Annotated in this window: 13 protein-coding genes; 4 read left to right on the forward strand and 9 right to left on the reverse strand. The window is 56.7% G+C overall.

Annotation, left to right across the window (positions count from 1 at the left end; translation table 11 throughout):
• Positions 1–38: 38 nt before the first annotated feature.
• The 6 genes from rfbB to ACTG39_RS05705 are packed head-to-tail and all read right to left on the reverse strand — an operon-like array spanning position 39 to position 8,554.
• Positions 39–1,103, reverse strand: coding sequence for a dTDP-glucose 4,6-dehydratase (gene rfbB / locus ACTG39_RS05680; protein WP_439106573.1), 1,065 nt, complete (start codon positions 1,101–1,103; stop codon positions 39–41).
• Positions 1,096–1,989 carry a dTDP-4-dehydrorhamnose reductase gene (gene rfbD, locus ACTG39_RS05685; protein WP_439106574.1) on the reverse strand — a complete coding sequence of 298 codons (894 nt, stop codon included), beginning with the start codon at positions 1,987–1,989 and terminating at the stop codon, positions 1,096–1,098. Before rfbD ends, rfbB begins: the two co-directional genes overlap by 8 nt.
• A gap of 30 nt (positions 1,990–2,019) precedes the next feature.
• The gene (locus ACTG39_RS05690; RefSeq protein WP_439106575.1) at positions 2,020–2,865 is read right to left on the reverse strand and encodes an alpha/beta hydrolase; all 846 of its coding nucleotides are present in this window, start codon (positions 2,863–2,865) and stop codon (positions 2,020–2,022) included.
• A 28-nt stretch (positions 2,866–2,893) separates the two neighbouring features.
• The gene (locus ACTG39_RS05695; protein ID WP_439106576.1) at positions 2,894–3,820 is read right to left on the reverse strand and encodes a branched-chain amino acid transaminase; all 927 of its coding nucleotides are present in this window, start codon (positions 3,818–3,820) and stop codon (positions 2,894–2,896) included.
• 13 nt (positions 3,821–3,833) lie between these two features.
• Positions 3,834–6,767 (reverse strand): bifunctional [glutamate--ammonia ligase]-adenylyl-L-tyrosine phosphorylase/[glutamate--ammonia-ligase] adenylyltransferase, encoded by a 2,934-nt coding sequence (gene glnE / locus ACTG39_RS05700; protein WP_439106577.1) that lies wholly within the window; start codon positions 6,765–6,767, stop codon positions 3,834–3,836.
• 11 nt (positions 6,768–6,778) lie between these two features.
• Entirely contained in the window at positions 6,779–8,554 is a 1,776-nt protein-coding gene (locus ACTG39_RS05705; protein ID WP_439106578.1) for a GspE/PulE family protein, read from the reverse strand.
• 186 nt (positions 8,555–8,740) lie between these two features.
• Between ACTG39_RS05705 and ACTG39_RS05710 the strand changes: the two genes are divergently transcribed.
• From ACTG39_RS05710 to argA, 3 genes are read left to right on the forward strand one after another with little or no spacing between them, the layout of a single operon-like run.
• Positions 8,741–9,415, forward strand: coding sequence for a DUF47 family protein (locus tag ACTG39_RS05710; RefSeq protein ID WP_439106579.1), 675 nt, complete (start codon positions 8,741–8,743; stop codon positions 9,413–9,415).
• A 28-nt stretch (positions 9,416–9,443) separates the two neighbouring features.
• On the forward strand, positions 9,444–10,721 hold the full coding sequence (locus ACTG39_RS05715; RefSeq protein ID WP_439106580.1) for an inorganic phosphate transporter: 1,278 nt from the start codon (positions 9,444–9,446) through the stop codon (positions 10,719–10,721).
• A 57-nt stretch (positions 10,722–10,778) separates the two neighbouring features.
• Entirely contained in the window at positions 10,779–12,095 is a 1,317-nt protein-coding gene (argA, locus tag ACTG39_RS05720) for an amino-acid N-acetyltransferase (RefSeq protein ID WP_439106581.1), read from the forward strand.
• Positions 12,096–12,102: 7 nt separating this feature from the next.
• Here argA and ACTG39_RS05725 read toward each other — a convergent pair whose 3' ends face one another.
• Both ACTG39_RS05725 and ACTG39_RS05730 read right to left on the reverse strand, forming a co-directional pair.
• Positions 12,103–13,002: a DUF6279 family lipoprotein gene (locus ACTG39_RS05725; protein WP_439106582.1), complete on the reverse strand. Its 900-nt coding sequence runs from the start codon at positions 13,000–13,002 to the stop codon at positions 12,103–12,105.
• Between the two features lie 7 nt (positions 13,003–13,009).
• Positions 13,010–13,450, reverse strand: a complete 441-nt coding sequence (locus ACTG39_RS05730) for a VOC family protein (protein ID WP_439106583.1) — start codon at positions 13,448–13,450, stop codon at positions 13,010–13,012.
• Positions 13,451–13,582: 132 nt separating this feature from the next.
• Between ACTG39_RS05730 and ACTG39_RS05735 the strand changes: the two genes are divergently transcribed.
• The gene (locus tag ACTG39_RS05735; RefSeq protein ID WP_439106584.1) at positions 13,583–14,929 is read left to right on the forward strand and encodes an alanine/glycine:cation symporter family protein; all 1,347 of its coding nucleotides are present in this window, start codon (positions 13,583–13,585) and stop codon (positions 14,927–14,929) included.
• A gap of 52 nt (positions 14,930–14,981) precedes the next feature.
• Here ACTG39_RS05735 and leuA read toward each other — a convergent pair whose 3' ends face one another.
• The gene (gene leuA / locus ACTG39_RS05740) at positions 14,982–16,664 is read right to left on the reverse strand and encodes a 2-isopropylmalate synthase (RefSeq protein ID WP_439106585.1); all 1,683 of its coding nucleotides are present in this window, start codon (positions 16,662–16,664) and stop codon (positions 14,982–14,984) included.
• Positions 16,665–16,690 lie beyond the last annotated feature (26 nt).

The following is a 16,690-nucleotide window of genomic DNA, read 5'->3' on the forward strand; positions in this document are numbered from 1 at the left end:
TCAGTAAACCGCCCGGTGTCTCTGCTCTTTCTGCGCCTTCAGGCCTGAACTAAAGGCCGCCACCAGTCTTCGTTCGCTAGATACCAGTCCAGGGTGCGCTCAATACCCGTCTCAAAGGTCTCGGCGGGGGAGTACCCCAGCTCGTTCATGATCCGACTCGCATCAATAGCGTAGCGCCAGTCATGTCCGGCTCGATCCGTGACAAATCGAATAAGACTCTCGGCGGACTCACCGCGGCTTTGGGGTGCCTCAGGGAACCGCTGCTGCAAATCGGGATCCGCAGCAAACCTCGCGTCCAGACGCTCGCACAGCAAATTCACAATCGCCAGATTGTTCCACTCGTTGTTACCACCGATGTTGTAGCACTCACCCACCTCGCCTTTATCCAGCACGAGCTCGATACCCCGGCAGTGATCCTCGACGTAGAGCCAATCGCGAATATTGCTGCCATCGCCATAAACGGGCAGCTCCCGTCCCCGAAGAATATTGGTCAGGCACAGGGGAATCAGTTTTTCGGGGAAGTGAAAAGGACCGTAGTTGTTGGAGCAATTGCTGGTGCTTACCTGTAATCCGTAGCTATGCAGATAAGCGCGCACCAGGTGATCCGACGCGGCCTTACTCGCAGAGTAGGGTGAGTTCGGCTGATACTGCTGGGCTTCGAAAAACCCCGGCGCATCCGGAGCGAGTGAGCCATAGACCTCGTCCGTGGACACATGATGAAAGCGATGGGGTTTTCCATCGCCCTCTAACCAAACGTTCCGCGCGGCTTTGAGCAGACTATGGGTACCCATGATGTTGGTTTCGAGAAAGGCGTCAGGACCGCTAATGGACCGATCAACATGACTCTCAGCGGCAAAGTGCACGACGGTATCCACCGCCTCGTTGCGCATGAGCTTTGTCACTGTGGGCTCGTCACAAATGTCGGCGTGGACAAAACTGAAGTTATCCTTGTCTTCGACGGCAGCAAGATTTGCGCGATTCCCCGCGTAGGTCAGCGCATCGTAGGCAATCACTCGATCCTCGGGGTGAGCGCCGAGCCAGTAATGCACAAAATTAGATCCAATGAATCCCGCAGCTCCGGTTACCAGTAGAGTCTTAGCCATGATCCGTCTCCTTAAGTCGTGTGAGAACGGCGCGCAATTGGCTGCGCCAGTGCGTCGGCTGAAGCTCAAAATCCCGCCAACTCAGAGTTTTGTCCAGCACGCTGTAAGCCGGGCGCGATGCCGGTGTCGGGTAGTCCTCGGTGCGGATGGGAGTTACCACCGCCATTTTTTGTAACAAGCCCATAGCGATGGCTTCTTCACCAATCGCCTGCGCAAAGTCATACCAGCTGCAAACACCCGCATCACTCCAATGGTAAATCCCCGTGAGGGCAGGATGTGCCGCCGCAGCCCAAAGTGCCGCAGCTAGAGAGAAGGCATCCGTCGGCGTGCCCACTTGGTCCGATACAACGCTAATGTGGTCATGGGAACCATGGAGCCGAAGCATGGTGCGCATGAAATTCTGGCCGTCGTGAGAATAAACCCAGCCCGTGCGAAGAATCAGGGCGTTAGCGCGGGACTCCAACACGGCCTGCTCGCCTGCCCGCTTACTCTCGCCGTACACGCCCAGGGGCGCAGTGACAGCATCAACGGGATAAGGGGCACTGCGCGAACCATCAAATACAAAGTCCGTAGAAACATGAAAAAACCGAATTCCGCGAGCAGCGCAGGCTCGGGCCAGTAAACCCGGGGCCTCGGCATTCGCCGCAAATGCAGCGTCTGGCTCATCTTCTGCACGATCAACGGCAGTGTAGGCAGCGGCATTAATAACGAGCTGTGGCATCTGGGCTTCGAGCACCGCCTCGACCGCAGCAGGATCAGAAATGTCGCAGTCGTCCCTGCGAAGGGCGCAAAGCTCTGTAGAGTCAGGAGCAGTCGCACTCAAGGCGGCGCCCAGCTGCCCCCCTGCGCCCGTCACCAATACCTTCAAGGGTTGACCCTCAGACATACGCAGCGCTACCAAAAAATTGCGTCATGGCTAGTCCGCCTTTATGTGAGCATCCAGCCAGTCGCAGAGCTCGCCCAGCACTTTGGCCTGCTCTGGCTCGTTAAATATTTCGTGATAAAGGCCCGGATACAAACGCAGGGTCTTATCGCTGCTCCCTACGCTATCAAAGAAATGCTGAGATCCCCTCGCAGCGGCCATGACATCGCCTTCCCCATGCATCACGAGCACTGGCAGCGAAATTTCCCCGCGGCGCTTTTCCAGATTCCCCATGGCGTCAAACAGCTCCGCCAGCAAGCGCGCCGAGGTCTTGCCGCTATGCACCAGAGGGTCTTCCTGATAGCGACGCACAACCTCTGCATCGCGGCTCACCTGACTGGCATCCAACTGCAAAGCACCAAATTTTGGCACGATGGTCGCCAAAATCTTGTTGATAAAAATCTCTAGACCACTGGGAGGCTCAGGCACCTCGAAAGCAGCGCCAGAAAAGGCGGCGCCTGCAAACCGGGACGGCCTCTCAAGGAGATAATTGCCGGCAATCAACCCTCCCATGCTGTGCCCGATAATGAAGCAGGGAACCCCTTCGTAGTCCATAGCTATCATGTCTCGCAGAGCATCGAGGGCAGGGTAAAAGTCCGCAAACTTGCTGATAAAACAACGGTGTCCCGGGCTGTGGCCGTGGCCAGGGTGATCCGGCGCAAAGCTGGCAATATTGCGTGCGGCCAAAGCCTCGGCAACATGCTGATAGCGACCGCTATGCTCGCCAAGGCCGTGCACAATGAGTGCGACAGCGCGAGGGGACTCCACATCCCAGCGGCGATAGAAAACACCGCTGTCCAGGCTTAGTTCCGTTACCGGGAGCTCGGCGTTTTCACTCATAGCTTTATCTCTATTTTGATTTATGCGCTCAGGCGACGGGAGTCAGCCAATCTGCATTCTGCGGTCGATTACCGCGCACCGCATCAAAGTACATCGACTGCATCTGTTCCGTAATGGGACCACGGCTGCCGCTACCGATTTCGCGCCCGTCTAGCATCCGAATAGGAACAACTTCTGCCGCCGTGCCCGTAAAGAACGCTTCATCCGCGACGTAGACCTCGTCTCTGGTGATACGACGCTCAACTATCTCCAGGCCCAGTTCCTGTGCAAAGGCGAACACCGTGCCTCGGGTGATACCGTCCAAACAGGAGGTGAGTTCCGGCGTGTGGATTTTTCCTCGACGGACTATAAACACGTTCTCACCACTGCCTTCGGCAACATAGCCTTCGTTATCCAGAAGGAGTGCTTCTTCAGCGCCGGAATCCAGCGCCTCCCGCAATGCCAGCATAGAGTTGATGTAGTTGCCGTTGGCCTTGGCTTTACACATGGTGATATTCACGTGGTGGCGAGTATAGGACGACGTTCGCACTTTGATTCCCCGTGCCACGGCTTCGGGATCCATGTAAGACGGCCACTCCCAGGCGGCAACCATCACGTGTGTCTTAAGCCCGTCCGCGCGCAGACCCATACCTTCGGAACCGTAAAAACACATGGGCCGCAGGTAGGCTTCCTCCAGATTGTTCTCCCGAACCACAGCGCGCTGCGCCTCGTTCAGGGTTTCCCGATCAAAAGGCATATCCATGGTGAGGATTTTTGCAGAGTTAAACAGGCGATTGGTGTGCTCATTAAGCTTGAAGATACAGCTGCCCCGATCGGGAGTGTTGTAGGCACGAACGCCCTCAAATACACCCAGACCATAATGCAGCGTATGCGTCAGCACGTGCACCTTGGCCTCGCGCCAGGGAATCATCTCCCCGTCGAGCCAGATAGTGCCGTCGCGATCCGCAAAATTCATGTTGTTCTCCTACTCACTCTTCGTGTTTTCCGATGGGCCCAAACGGACGCTCAGCATTCATCGGTGCTATATCTTCGTCGTCGCCTCTCTGGACGGTCGCAAACAGCGATTCCCAGGCAAGCTGTACATCATTCCGCTGTGTCGCAAACTGCGACGCATCTACTGTCCGTGACTGCTGCTGCAGCGCCAACTGATGAGTAGCGCTCCGCAACTCGAGATAGGCCTGTACCAGAGCCTGACACTGTTCCTTCTGCAAATAGCCGCTTTGTGCCAGTACTTCGAGAATTCGGACGTTGTCTGACCAATCAGCCAAGGTCGGATTTTGCGACGCCCAGGCGAGGACGGCGTATTGCACCATAAATTCGATATCCACGATACCGCCGAAGCCCTGCTTGAGGTCCAGGTCCGAGTCCTCGATACCCACATGGGCGTGAGCGCGCATTTTCTCACGCATCGACACCACTTCTTGGGCCAGAGCATCTCTGTCTCGGGACTCACAAAGAATAATCCGCCGAAGAACTTCCACTTTTTCTGCCAGCACCTCGTCACCTGCAACCGGCCGCGCGCGAACCAGTGCCTGATGCTCCCAGGTCCAGGCTTCGTTCCTCTGATATTGCTCGAAGGCAGCCAGCGTGGATACCAGCATCCCCGACGCACCCGAGGGACGGAGTCGCATATCGATTTCATAGAGCTGGCCTAGGCCCATTCGGGTCTCGAGGATGTGGATCATTTTTTGGCCCAATCGGAGATAAAAGGTCGCGTTATCAATGGACCGATCGCCGTCGGTGTAGCCACCGCTGGTCGCGTCGTAGATAAAAACCAAATCGAGATCAGAGGCATAGCTCAGCTCAATGCCGCCGAGCTTGCCGTAGGCCAGGACCACAAACCCCCGGCCGGTACTCTCTCTCGATGGCTCACCGTAGCGCAGAGATAGCTGTGCCCAGGCCAGTGCCAATACCTGCTCCAGACACACTTCCGCAATAAAACTGAGTTTGTCACTCACCTTCATCAGCGGGAGACGACCGGACAATTCACTCGCCGCCACCCGCAGAACCTGCGAGGCCTTGAAGTAGCGCAGGGCATCCATATGCCCTTCCAGGTCATCAACGGTCAGTCTCGCCAACTGTTGACGCAACTCAGACTGCAGGACCTCACGTTCAGGTGCGGTGTACAGGCTCGCGCGGTCGAGTAATTCATCCAGCAGCGCTGGACGACTGGTGAGCTGCTCAGCAATCCAGGGGCTCGCCCCGCAGAGTGCTGCAAGATCAGCCAGTGCCGGTGGATTCTCAATCAGTAATAACAAGTAGGCGCTGCGCCGGGCCACCGCGTTAACCAAAGGCAAAGCACGTTCCAGAGCCAGATCCGGGTGCTCAGAGTCTGCGCAGGCCTGCACCAGCATAGGCATAAAGCGATCGAGGCGCTCCCGTCCTTCTGTTTGCAGCGTCTGTATCCGCTTGGACTCAAACAGCGCGCGCAGGCTCTGGGCAAGGCCTTCCGAATCCTGATAGCCAAGGCTCGCTAACTGCTCGGGGTCGCAATCTGCCTGCCATAAGTTGCTATTTTCGGGGGTTGCCGGAGCGTCCTCTGCCTCGGCAATAAGCGCGGCGAAGTGTCCAGCAACACGCTCGCGATGCCCATCCAGGACACTCAGGAACTCCGGGTATTGGGCAAACCCCATACCGTGCGCAAGCGCAACCTGCGCTGTGGGGTTGTCTGGAAGCTCCTGCGTTTGGCGGTCCTCCCAGGCTTGTATTGCATGCTCCACATCCCGCAGGAATAAATAGGCTGTCTGCAGCTCCTCCACCACTGATTCCGGAAGGCAACCCAGTCGGCCGCACTCCACCAGAACCGTCGATAGCTCCCGGTGTTGCAGAGCTGTGTCTCGTCCACCGCGAATCAGCTGAAAACACTGGCCAATAAATTCGATTTCCCGAATACCGCCGGAGCCGAGCTTTACATTCCCCTGCAATCCTCGCCGGCGAACTTCTGCCACGATCAGTTGCTTCATGGAGCGCAGACTTTCGATAGCGGAGTAATCCACATAGCGGCGATAAACAAAGGGCTGGAGACATGCCATGAGCGCCTGTCGATCGACGTCGCGCCCCGTAACAGGCCGAGCCTTGATCAGCGCGTAGCGCTCCCAGTCTCTCCCCTGTTCCTGATAGTAAGCCTCAAGAGCCGGAAAGCTCTGCACGAGAGAGCCACTCTCGCCGTAAGGCCGCAGGCGCATATCCACACGAAAAACAAAGCCCTCGGCAGTGACCGGATCCAGAAGCGCGATCAACGCGCGCCCCACTCGCGTAAAGAACTCCTCGTTACTAATAGAGCGTCGAGCTCCCTCGGTCTTTCCGCCCTCGGGATAGGTAAAAATCAGATCGATGTCCGAGGAAAGATTGAGCTCATGGGCGCCAAGTTTGCCCATGGCCAACACGACCAGGTTTTGCGGTTCACCGCTTTGACTGCCGATAGGCTCACCGAACTTAGCTTTCAGTTCATCGGTGCAGTGTTTAAGGCCGAGGGAAATACAGGCGTCTGCCAGCCAGGAAACGTCTCGCGTGGTTTCGAGGGTGGACGCGAGTCGATTGAGATCACGCCAGATAATGCGCAGCATTTGGCGCTGCCTGAAACGCCGCATAACAATGCCGGGCTCATCGTCACTGCGAAACAGTAATTCGCCCAGCTCTGACTCCAGCTCCCCCTCCCGCAGGGGAGTTTCGAGATGACCCGCAGTGACAAGCTGTACGATGAGCCAAGGTCTTCGGCGGAGGCTCTCTGCCGCGTAGCGCGAGCCGGCAAGCACCGTTTCCAGCTGCTTTGTAAAGCCCGTCTGCTCATGCAGCGACTCCAGCACAGCTTGCTCGGCAGGACCCACCGCATCCACGATTGCTGCCCAGGCCTGCTCAACAATTATCTTCAGATCGTCCGGCAAAGACGTATGTTGATTCACAAACTCAAGACCTACTGGCTTATCGCTGGGGCAACTCGCAGAACCTCTTCTACGGTCGTTTCGCCGCGGGCAACACGAGCGGCACCACTCACACGCAGAGACTGCATACCCTCGCTAAATGCGACATTGCGAAGACGGGCGGTATTAATGTCCGCGACAATTTCTTCCTGTACGGCGGGGCTATTCACCAGGACCTCATAGATGCCACGCCGTCCGCGATACCCCGTCTCCCGGCAGCTTTTGCAGCCCACGGGCTCATAAATTACATCGGGCGGCGGAACGTCAAAGGGTTGCACCAGTTCCCGCCAACCCTGCACATCCGGCGCTTTGGCAGTTTTACAGTCATCACACAGAATTCGCACAAGTCGCTGGGACATAATGCCGCGCAAGGTCGCCTTGACGAGATAGGCGGGTGCGCCAAGTTCGAGCATACGGGACACCGAACTGGGAGAGTCGTTGGTATGCAGCGTAGACAGCACTAAATGACCCGTAAGCGCGGCCTGAATCGCCATGTTGGCGGTTTCCAGATCACGAATCTCACCGATCATGATGATGTCGGGGTCCTGGCGCATGAGCGTTCGCACCCCGGTGGAGAAATCCAGATCAATGCCATGATTAACCTGCATCTGATTAAACGCGCCCTCGACCATTTCGATAGGATCTTCAATGGTGCAGACATTCACCGCGGAGGTCGCGAGCTGGCGCAAAGTCGAATAAAGCGTCGTGGTTTTTCCCGAGCCGGTGGGCCCTGTAACTAACACAATGCCGTTCCCCGTGCCGGTCATGGCATGCCATCGGGCGAGATCATCCGCGGCCAGACCCAGCTCCTCAAAACTCTTGTGCAGCACTTCCGGATCAAAAATTCGCATAACCAACTTTTCACCGAAGGCCGTAGGCAGCGTGGAGAGACGCAGCTCAACCTCTGCACCGCCCGGAGTGCGGGTCTTGAGTCGTCCATCCTGGGGACGGCGTTTTTCAGCGACATCCATGCGCCCCAGAATCTTGATCCGGCTGGTCACAGCTGCGCAGACCTGCTCAGGAAGCTCGTAGACTGTGTTCAATACCCCGTCGATGCGAAAGCGCACGTTGCCAACATCGCGTCTGGGTTCAATGTGGATGTCACTCGCTCTCTGTTCAAAAGCGTATTGCAAAAGCCAGTCCACAATACTCACGATATGTTGATCGTTTGCGTCGGGCTCGCGCATGGAGCCCAGTTCAAGCATCTGCTCCAGATTGCCGATATTGCCCGCAGTGCCGCCCTTACCTGCATCCCGAGCACCGCGTACGGATCCCGCCATGGTGTAGAACTCGGCGGTATAGCGCTGAAGGTCGCGGGGATCTGTCAGTACGCGGCGAATCTGCTTACGCAGTACCTGCTCCAAGTTCGTCTGCCAGGCGCGCTGATAGGGCTCGGCGCTCGCAATGACCACCTCGTCATCATTGACGTCCACGGCGAGAATGCGATGTCTCTCGGCAAAGGCCCGGGACATAACTTCCGAAACCTCGGCAACCTTGATCTTCAAAGGATCGATTTCTACCACCGCCTGGCCAGTTCGCTGACTCAACCAGGCCAGCAGCGCTGTCATATTTAACGTCTGCTCGGGGTGTTCGAGGTCCTTCAGTTTTTGCTTGGCGAGAAAAACCAGCGGATGAATGGCGCCGGGAGACAGGCCCTGAAGACGACGGAGATCCCCGGCCGCTATGCGGCCATCTCTGAGCAGCCCCTCCAGAAGGACTTTTAGCGTGAGCCGGCCCTCGAGCGGCTCGATGTTCTCCGGCTTAAGCATGCGAAAAACCCTTAGTTTCACGGCAAATAGCGCAGGCGCATGCTATCACAGCCCGGTGCTCTGACCTCGCCCAGAGGGCAATATAACCTTATATAAAATGGGGGTATAATTCACCGTTATAGACAAGACAGGCAGCGCAAGCAGACCTATACTTCGCGCTTTCGCGAGACTAGAGATTTCGGTTTCATGACGAGTCCTTTGGGCAAGCTGATTGGCCGGTCACCTATCCGGCCAATTCAAGAGCATATGCAGCTCGCGCAGGAAACTGTGCAGCTCCTTTGTGAGCTGTTGGCCGCCAGTGCGGATCAGGACTGGACGCGCGTCGCCGAGATACATAGCGTCATCGACAGTACCACCGCGGATGCTCGTAAGCTGCTAAGAGAAATACGTCAACACCTGCCTCGAGGCCTGCTTCTTGCCATGCCGCGCCCGGATCTCCTGGAGCTCCTTGATATTCAAAACCGCATCACCGTTTGCGTGCATGACATTGCCCGACCGGTGGCGTTGAGGGGTATGCAGTTCCCACCCCAGCTCCAGACCATTCTCGACAAACACTGCAGTCTCCTCGCGGCAACCGTCGGTCAGGCACTGACGTCAATCCGGGAGCTCGACGAGCTCATCACCGAAGGCTTTGGCAAACGCGAGCGCAAGATCATGGAGAAGATGCTGAACTCCCTTGAGCGACAGGTGCGACGCTGTGACGCGCAGCAGCAGCGTCTTGTTCGCCAACTGTGCAAGACCGAAGACAGTTTTCCGGTGCTGGACGCCGTTTTTTACTATCAGATCGCTGCATCACTAGCCCAATTGGCTGATGCTTGCGGGGAAGTGGGCGAGCAGCTTGAACTGCTCTTGGCAAGCTAGTCTGAACTAAACCTACGGGTATTCGATCTTGGAAATTATTGCTGCCTACGGCCCCCAGTTTTTGGGTCTCGCCTGCATAGCCGGGTTCTTCATGGCCTGGGGTATTGGTGCTAATGACGTAGCCAATGCCATGGGCACCTCCGTGGGCTCTGGCGCGCTGACGATCCGTCAAGCGATTCTCATTGCGATTGTTTTTGAGTTTCTGGGTGCCTACCTTGCCGGCGGTGAAGTTACCGAGACCATTCGCAAGGGCATCATCGATCCCAGCTTACTCGAAGGATCTCCTGAACTTTTGGTGTACGGCATGATGTCAGCCCTGTTTGCCGCGGGCACCTGGCTCTTAATTGCCAGCGTCCGAGGTTGGCCGGTTTCCACCACACACTCCATTGTCGGTGCCATCGTAGGCTTCGCCGCGGTCGGGATCTCCGTAGACTCGGTGAACTGGAGCCAGGTAGGCACTATCGCCATGAGCTGGGTGATCTCACCAGTACTTGCCGGAAGCATCTCTTTTGCGCTGTTTATGAGCGTCAAAGTGTTTATTCTCGACAACGACGACCCCTTTGTCCGCGCAAAGCGACTCATTCCTGTCTATATGTGGATCGTGGGCTTCATGATCTCCATGGTTACCCTACTCAAAGGCTTGAAGCATTTGGGCCTGGAACTGGATTTTGGACTCGGGTCAAAATTTGCTAACGCGATACCCCTGTCATTCGGTATCGGCTTCGTGGTGGCGGTGTTTGGCGCGGTACTCCTTAGAAAAATTCCTTTTGAGCCAAACGAGGACAATCGCTTTGCCAGCGTAGAGCGCGTCTTCGGCGTACTCATGATGTTTACCGCGTGCTCCATGGCTTTTGCTCACGGCTCCAACGATGTTGCCAACGCCATTGGTCCCATCGCCGCGGTCACCAGCATTGTGCAGTCCGGTGGGGCAGTTAACGCCACTGCGGTCATGCCCGGCTGGATTCTGCTCATAGGCGCCCTGGGCATCGTTGCCGGTCTCACCACCTATGGCTGGAAGGTTATCGCCACTGTAGGCAACAAAATTACTGAACTCACACCCTCTCGAGGCTTTGCTGCGACACTCGCCGCAGCCTCTACTGTCGTGTTTGCCTCGGCAACGGGTCTGCCAATCTCCACAACGCATACCCTTGTAGGGGCGGTGCTGGGCGTCGGCCTTGCCCGGGGTATCGCGGCCATCGACCTGCGGGTCATCGGCTCCATTTTCGTAAGCTGGCTCATCACGCTCCCCGCCGGCGCCATACTGGCGATTATTTTCTTCTTTACCCTGCGCGGGATTTTTGGCTAAGGCCCATCCGCTTCGGCGTTCTCCACTTTTGTAGCCCAAGCGCTGTATCCTCTACCCATGACCGACCCACAAAACTCACCTATCTCCTGGTTCCGAAACACCGCGCCTTACATCAACAGGCATCGCGGCTCGACCTTCGTGATCGTGATCCCCGGAGCCGTTCAGGAGAGTAATGCTCTGGGGCGTCTACTTCACGATGTCGCTTTACTTAGCAGTCTGGGGGTGCGCCTGATACTGGTTTTCGGCAGCCGTCCACAGATAAACCGCCGCTTGGAAGAGGCCGGTATCAAGAGCGCTCTCCACAAAGATCAGCGTATTACCGATAGCGAGATACTCCCTCATGTGCTTCAGGTGATTGGCGCGCAGCGGATTGAGCTCGAGGCCCTGCTTTCGCTCAGCTTGCCCAATTCGCCTATGCAGGACGCGAAGCTGCGCGCAGCTTCAGGCAACTTTGTTATGGCGCAGCCCCTGGGTGTCGTTGACGGCATAGACCATCATCTGACGGGCCGCGTGCGACGCATCGATTGCGAGGGCATCGAGTCTTTACTCGACAGCGGCAGCCTCGTGCTTTTGTCATCTGTGGGTTACTCGCCCACCGGAGAGGCCTTTAACCTGAGCCTTGGCGATGTGGCAATTAGCGCCGCGCGGGATCTAAAAGCCGACAAGCTGATCATTCTTGCCAGCGGGGAGGGGATTCACGACAGCGATGGCGCATTGATCAAGCAATACGCAGTGGATCAGGAAGGCGCTCTCACATCACAAGACGACGAGGAAAACCGACTCCTGAGTATTGCCTGCGACGCATGCCATGCCGGTGTTCCCCGCAGTCACATCGTAAGTTTTAATAACCCCGACGCTTTGCTGGGTGAACTCTTCACTACGGATGGAAGCGGCACACTGGTGACCAGTCGTCCTTACGAACAGTCGCGCTGGGCGAGTATTGGAGATGTGGGCGGTGTTTTGGAGCTCATAGCACCACTGGAGGAATCGGGCGTCCTGCTCAAGCGTTCGAGGGAATTACTCGAAACTGAGATTGGGCGTTTTCGCATTCTGGAGCGCGATGGCCGCACCATCGCCTGTGCCGCGCTCTATCCCTTTGCCGAGCAACAAAGCGCCGAACTCGCCTGTATCGTCTCGCATCCGGATTATCGCGGGGAGCAAAGAGCCCGCCGTCTTTTACAGGAGCTGGAATACGAGGCTTTGACCCAGGGTCTCACCGAAGTCTTCGTTCTCACCACGCAAACGGCTCATTGGTTTCTTGAGCAGGGCTTTGTAGAAGGCTCATTGGATCAACTACCTCCCGCGCGTCAGGCTCTATACAACCTGCAACGCAACTCGAAGGTGTTTTTTAAGGCGCTGACCCAAGACGCCTAGGGCGATGCTAGCGGGCTGCGGCTAACGGGCTGTTGATCAGCGGCTCGCTCTCACTGATGAGAAGTTCTAAATCCTCGCGCAGTGCCGCTAGCTTCTTGCGTAAACGAACATCCTGCTTCTCAGTTCGATCGTTCACCACGTCGACAATTGCTGCCTGCACTGTCCTCTGGTTGTGGTCATATAAAGCTTGCACCTCGGGGTCGAGATTATTCTCCCACTCCTCAACCAGAGACCTGGTCCGCTGCTGCCAGCCCGGCTCCCGTTCGAGAATCTGAGCAAGCTCTGCGGTCCAGACACTGCGTTCACGCAGCCACACGGCATCTGATCGCCTAAGCTCGTTCGCTGCAGCCCGCACACGATCCAATTGCTCGCCGTTCAATCGTCCCAGATAATCTTTGAGGGTGTCTTCAAGACTGTCCGCCGCGTCGTCGCGCATTTCTTCATCATCGCGATCCAGATACTTGCGCTCGTACTTCCGCTGCTTTTTATCCATCACCGCCATGAAGTCCCGAAGCTGCTCGTCGCTCAAATCTTCGGCGAGCAGCAGGAGCTGCTCCAGAGCCGGCTCTCGTACTCGAAGCCACGCATCCTCGGCGCGATCAGCATAGCCCTGTAACTGGACTACGCTCAGGTCTGACGCTAGATCGGCTTCGACATCGTTTAAAAAATCCAAATAGCGCGGCAGCTCTTCTCGGCGATGCCAGTCCAGAAGCACCTCAAGCTGCGCATCAAAGGCCTTGGACTGGGCTCTGTCCAGATCAACATAGCGCTCGAGATACCAGGACAGCAGAAAATCCAGGCGATTGTAGACAAAGGTTGTGCTGCTGCATGCGACAACCAGCAGCAGCAAAGGGCCCAGCAAATACCATCGCCAGGTGCGCAGGCCTTGTCTGACATTCGAGAACATTGCGTGATTACTCGTAGTCAAAGCCTTCGGTGGCAAACAGCATCTCGGGGTTGCGAAAGCACTTGAACTCCAGGTGATTGCCCGCAGGATCGCGAACAAAGCAGGTGCGCTGCTCGCCCTGCCGACCAGCAAAGCGTGTGGTCGGCGCTATCGCATAATCCACACCGGCAGCCTCCAGACGACCCTGCAGTGCATCCCAGTCGTCCCACTCCAGCACCACACCAAAATGGCTTGCAGGCACGGCTTCACCGTCCACGGGATTACGTGCCACGGCGGGCAGGTCTTCCCTCGCGACCTTATGCACAACCAGCTGATGTCCATAAAAGTCGTAATCGGTCCAGCGGGGTGACGCCCGCCCTCGCGGGCAGCTCAGAATCTGGCCGTAAAAAGTCTCGGCAGCATCCAGGTCATCCACAGGAAGTGCTAAATGAAAGGCTGTGCTTGGCATAGAAATTCCAGTTTCGATATTTAGCGCAAAAAAGCTGTCTTAGGGAATCATAGCGAGTCTTTTGCCCAGGGGAAGCCGCTACTGACAAATTCCCTGTGCTAATGTGCGGCGTTTACTGATGATGGCCAAAACATGCTCGGTTTAGAAGAACTTTCCCTGCGTTTTGTAAATGCGGTTTGGGGTACCCCGCTGGTGGCGCTGCTCCTCGGTGGCGGCTTGTTCTTTCTTTTTTATTCCCGAGCGCTTCCCTACCGCCACTTTGGTCATGCGCTGGGCATTATGCTGGGTCGTCACGATACGCCCGGCGAAGCCGGCGAACTCTCTCACGGCCAGGCTCTGGCTGCAGCGCTGTCTGGAACCATGGGCCTCGGCAACATCGCCGGCGTGTCATTGGCGATTGTTGCGGGTGGCCCGGGAGCCGTGTTCTGGATGTGGGTATCTGCATTGGTGGGCGTGGCAACCAAGTTTTTTACCTGCACCCTCGGCGTGATGTATCGCGGCGAAGACAGTCTGGGCAAGCTCCAGGGCGGGCCCATGTACATTATCCGAGAGGCCCTGCCCAAACATTTTTACCCTCTGGCAATTTTGTTTGCGGTCGCTGGTCTCGTGGGTACGTTGCCCTTGTTTCAGGCCAACCAGTTAACCGCGCTTGTGGGAGACACCGTATTTAGCGGCAATATGCCAGCCTGGGGCGGCCCTGCGATCGGCGTCTGCGTGGCCTGCCTCGTCGCGGGGGTCATCTTTGGCGGGCTTCCCCGCGTGGCCAAGGTCGCAGTCGCGGTATTGCCCATCATGGTGGCGATTTACATGCTGATGACCCTGTACGTAATCATCAACAATCTATCCATGGTGCCAGAGGTGCTCGCCAGTATAGTCAGCGAGGCCTTCACACCCCAGGCGGCCGGCGGTGGGTTCATTGGTACGCTGTTAATCGGAATTAGCCGTGGCGCTTTTTCCAATGAAGCGGGTGTTGGTACCGAGGTGATGGCCCACGGGGCGGCGCGCACGAACGAGCCCATTCGCGAAGGTCTGGTGGCGATGCTCGGTCCAGTGATCGATACCTTGCTGGTGTGCACCTGCACGGCGCTGGTCATTCTGCTCACCGGTCAATGGCAAGTGCCCGGAGAACTATCGGGTATCACGCTCACAGCCAATGCCTTCGTCGGCGAGATGGGCCACTTCGGGTTGATACCGCTGGCTTTTGTCACCCTGATTCTCAGCACGACAACCATGTTTTCCGGCTGGTACTACGGCGCAAAGTGCTTTGGATTTTTGTTTGGCGCCCATCTACAGCACCATTTTCGCTGGGTGTTTGTAGGAACGGTGATTGTAGGGGCCAGCGTGAGTATCGATATGGTCTTCAATATCATCTCAGGCGCTTACGGGCTTATGGCTATACCGACGATGATAAGCACCTTGGTTTTGGCCCCGCGGGTCATGGCGGCGGCGCGGGACTACTTTGCTCGCCACCCCTATTGAGCGACTGGCTAAGCAACATTCCCTGCTCCTCACTCTATTCCTCGCTCCGCTGTTACGCCGCAGCGCTGGATTCAGCTAAGGCCGGGGAACGGCTCAAGGCCCCCAAAATGGCGAGGAGAGACGCCTGCACAATATCGTGGCTGCGCCCAACACCACAGCTGCGATCGCCTTCAATATTGAGCTGGATGTAACAAACAGCCTCTGCATCCGCGCTTTGCGAAAGAGCGTGCTCACTGTATTCCACCAGCACAATAGACTTGCCCACGAATCCCTCGAGGGCGTCCACAAATGCGGCTACAACACCATTGCCCGTGCCCGTGAGTTGTCGTGACTGCGAGCCGTCCTGGATCGTCAGCTCCAGATTATCCACACCATCGGCGCGACGAAGCTGATAATCATTAAGGCGCCAACGCGGCGTGTCGGGTAGATAGGTTTGCTGGAATAAGCTGTAAATAGCTGCTGAGCCCACTTCTCCCTCGGTGTCTTCGGCGTAAGCCTGCACCGTGGCGCTAAAGTCAATTTGCAGCCAGCGGGGCATGTCGTAGCCGTGATCCGCCTGCATAACGTAGGCAACACCGCCTTTGCCGGACTGGCTGTTGATGCGAATCACCTCTTGATAGGAGCGACCAATGTCCGCCGGATCGATGGGCAGATAGGCCACTTCCCAAGGCTGGCTATCGTCATCTTCTCGACGCGACAAACACTTTTTAATAGCGTCCTGATGGCTGCCAGAAAAGGCCGTGAAAACCAGCTCGCCTGCATAGGGATGCCGGGGATGTACCGGTAACTGAGTGCAGGCTTTCACCGTCTCGATAATTTCATCCATACCCGCAAGATTCAGCTCGGGGTCTACGCCCTGACTGTACAGATTCATGGCCATGGTAATGATGTCCATGTTGCCCGTGCGCTCACCGTTACCCATGAGCGTACCTTCAATACGATCAGCGCCGGCCATGACGCCAAGTTCCGCCGCCGCCACGGCGCAACCGCGATCATTGTGCGTGTGCAACGACAAAATAATGCAGTCCCTGCGCGCCACATGATCACAAAACCACTCGATCTGGTCGGCGTAGACATTAGGCGTACTCATCTCTACCGTCGCTGGCAGATTGATGATGACTTTGTTCTCGGGAGTGGGTTGCCAGACACTGGTAACGGCATCACAGACTTCTACGGCGTAATCCAACTCAGTGCCGGTAAAGCTCTCTGGTGAGTACTCAAAGGTCCAGTCGGTATCCGGATATCGACTTGCATGGTCTTTAACCAGACGCGCGCCGTTCTCTGCAATAGCTTTGATCCCTTCGCGATCCAGACCAAACACCTGCTCCCGCTGCACGGTCGAAGTGGAGTTGTACACGTGCACAATTGCGCGGGGGACGCCCTTAAGCGACTCAAAAGTTCTGGCAATAAGCTCCTCTCGGGCTTGAGTGAGCACCTGAATCGTCACATCTTTGGGAATCCGATTCTCCTCGATGAGAGTGCGCACAAAGTCAAAATCGTGACCCGATGCTGAGGGAAAGCCCACTTCGATCTCTTTAAAACCAAGCTTTACCAGCAAGTCCCACATGCGCAGTTTTTGCGCGGCGGTCATGGGCTCGATAAGCGCCTGATTACCATCGCGCAAATCCACGCTACACCAGCCCGGCGCACGGCAGATCTGGCGATCGGGCCAGCGCCGGGAGGACATGGGGACTGGGGCAAAAGCAGGATAACGGCGGTGATCAAAGCGGCTCATGTTCAATTCCAAAAACGTTGTGACAA

The sequence above is a fragment of the Congregibacter sp. genome (assembly GCF_965662665.1).
Classification (GTDB): Bacteria; Pseudomonadota; Gammaproteobacteria; order Pseudomonadales; family Halieaceae; genus Congregibacter.

Excerpts from the sequence above, each read along its gene's own strand:
- ACTG39_RS05690 (WP_439106575.1), bottom strand. The coding sequence starts at position 2,865 with ATGAGTGAAAACGCCGAGCTCCCGGTAACGGAACTAAGCCTGGACAGC.
- rfbD (WP_439106574.1), bottom strand. The coding sequence starts at position 1,989 with ATGTCTGAGGGTCAACCCTTGAAGGTATTGGTGACGGGCGCAGGGGGG.
- ACTG39_RS05730 (WP_439106583.1), bottom strand. The coding sequence starts at position 13,450 with ATGCCAAGCACAGCCTTTCATTTAGCACTTCCTGTGGATGACCTGGAT.
- ACTG39_RS05735 (WP_439106584.1), top strand. The coding sequence starts at position 13,583 with ATGCTCGGTTTAGAAGAACTTTCCCTGCGTTTTGTAAATGCGGTTTGG.
- argA (WP_439106581.1), top strand. The coding sequence starts at position 10,779 with ATGACCGACCCACAAAACTCACCTATCTCCTGGTTCCGAAACACCGCG.
- ACTG39_RS05695 (WP_439106576.1), bottom strand. The coding sequence starts at position 3,820 with ATGAATTTTGCGGATCGCGACGGCACTATCTGGCTCGACGGGGAGATG.
- ACTG39_RS05705 (WP_439106578.1), bottom strand. The coding sequence starts at position 8,554 with ATGCTTAAGCCGGAGAACATCGAGCCGCTCGAGGGCCGGCTCACGCTA.
- leuA (WP_439106585.1), bottom strand. The coding sequence starts at position 16,664 with ATGAGCCGCTTTGATCACCGCCGTTATCCTGCTTTTGCCCCAGTCCCC.
- ACTG39_RS05710 (WP_439106579.1), top strand. The coding sequence starts at position 8,741 with ATGACGAGTCCTTTGGGCAAGCTGATTGGCCGGTCACCTATCCGGCCA.
- ACTG39_RS05725 (WP_439106582.1), bottom strand. The coding sequence starts at position 13,002 with ATGTTCTCGAATGTCAGACAAGGCCTGCGCACCTGGCGATGGTATTTG.
- rfbB (WP_439106573.1), bottom strand. The coding sequence starts at position 1,103 with ATGGCTAAGACTCTACTGGTAACCGGAGCTGCGGGATTCATTGGATCT.